This window comes from Coraliomargarita sinensis (assembly GCF_003185655.1).
GTDB classification, from domain to species: domain Bacteria; phylum Verrucomicrobiota; class Verrucomicrobiia; order Opitutales; family Coraliomargaritaceae; genus Coraliomargarita_B; species Coraliomargarita_B sinensis.
This window is the reverse complement of record NZ_QHJQ01000030.1, coordinates 1-1,305: the sequence shown is the minus strand read 5'-3', so window position 1 is coordinate 1,305 and position 1,305 is coordinate 1. Positions and strand designations below refer to the sequence as shown.

Below are 1,305 nucleotides of genomic sequence, written 5' to 3'. Positions count from 1 at the left end.
TTGGGATTCCATGAAGTCTGTAAGATTCTGCGAATGCTTCAGATTTCTTCTCAATGAATTCTTTTATTTCTTTTTCTTCGAGGTCCAAAATGATCGACCCCATTGCACCTTTGAAGTGATACCCGACAACTCCTGAAAAGATTATTTTTTCATTCGCGATCTCTGGCTGATTCGGACGTCCGATATTCATCGCAATCACGCCTTCCCGGCAATCCACTGAGTACGATAGGATGTTGTAATCGTGGTATTTCATTTCTTTCCCAGAACGTAGAGGTGTCACATGGAGTGGAGGCGGAGCCGTAACGGAATTGTGAGCACCGCCTTGATAGCTATTGATTGTTTTTTTGGAGTCGAACCCATAGTCCCATTCCGGTTTCAATTTCACTTCCATACATCCCTGTGAATCTTGTATCTTCCTTGTAGACCAAGGGTTTTTTAATCTCTAAGATCATTTTAGATTCCATGGATTCAGGGTGAGAAATCTCAATAAGTCCGGGACCTCCAAGATCCCATGTGACCCAATGTCTTTTCCCGTCGAGTTCAATTACTTCGTAATCGGGAAGCCCTAGTTGGGCTCTCCTTTTAGGGGTAAATATTATTGGTGTTTCGCCTAAATACCTACCTTCAAGATAAACTTCAGCCTTGATTGGTTCAGCTGAGTCAAATCCTCCTTTTGGATCAATGACTAATACGGCATCCACCACAATATCTTCTCCTTTATCTTTGGTCATGAAATGGCGGCATCCCACATACGAAAGCGTGAAGACGAGGACAAGAATGACCAATATCTTATTCATTTTTGCTATCGTTGAGACCAGACACCCAGCCTGAGGGGTCAGTCGTCCAGTTGATTTTTAGGATTTTCGGGCGGGTTAACTGGGTTGTCTGCGTCGACTGGATCTACTCCTACTTCTCGTCTCGCCAAGACTTCCTCGGATAGTCTCATCCTGACCGCTGCCTTTTCTGCCTCTTCCTTAGTCATCTCTGGGTGCTCCAACTCAATTGCTTCAGTGAGTTCTTTTACTCTTTCTGTTCGCTCCTTGGATTCGTCGGAAACCTCAACCGTCTCTTTAACTTCGATGTCGTCCAAAACGGTGATACCCGCGTAGTGCGCAATACCGATTAATACGAGTGCAATTAGGAGAATTGTGAAGATTAGTTTCATTCTTTTCGTAGATCGTAGAGGCTAGTCGCGATGAGGCGCAGCCTCGTCGTTGACTATGCCGACTGGTTCGCTCTCGGTGGTTTTAGTGTAAAGGTTGTCTGCAAGCTCTTCCCAATTGCCCAGGCGCATTCCTTCTTCGT

General features: G+C 45.1%; 3 protein-coding genes. All 3 read right to left on the bottom strand.

Features of this window, described 5'->3' with window-relative positions; genetic code table 11:
* A partial coding sequence (locus DDZ13_RS15245) for a hypothetical protein (protein WP_146209409.1) occupies nucleotides 1-253 on the bottom strand: 253 nt, incomplete at its 3' end.
* A gap of 76 nt (nucleotides 254-329) precedes the next feature.
* Nucleotides 330-797 (bottom strand): hypothetical protein, encoded by a 468-nt coding sequence (locus tag DDZ13_RS15240; protein ID WP_110132322.1) that lies wholly within the window; start codon nucleotides 795-797, stop codon nucleotides 330-332.
* A gap of 38 nt (nucleotides 798-835) precedes the next feature.
* Nucleotides 836-1,165: a hypothetical protein gene (locus tag DDZ13_RS15235; protein WP_110132321.1), complete on the bottom strand. Its 330-nt coding sequence runs from the start codon at nucleotides 1,163-1,165 to the stop codon at nucleotides 836-838.
* Between the last annotated feature and the right edge of the window lie 140 nt (nucleotides 1,166-1,305).

Excerpts from the sequence above, each read along its gene's own strand:
- DDZ13_RS15240 (WP_110132322.1), bottom strand. The coding sequence starts at position 797 with ATGAATAAGATATTGGTCATTCTTGTCCTCGTCTTCACGCTTTCGTAT.
- DDZ13_RS15235 (WP_110132321.1), bottom strand. The coding sequence starts at position 1,165 with ATGAAACTAATCTTCACAATTCTCCTAATTGCACTCGTATTAATCGGT.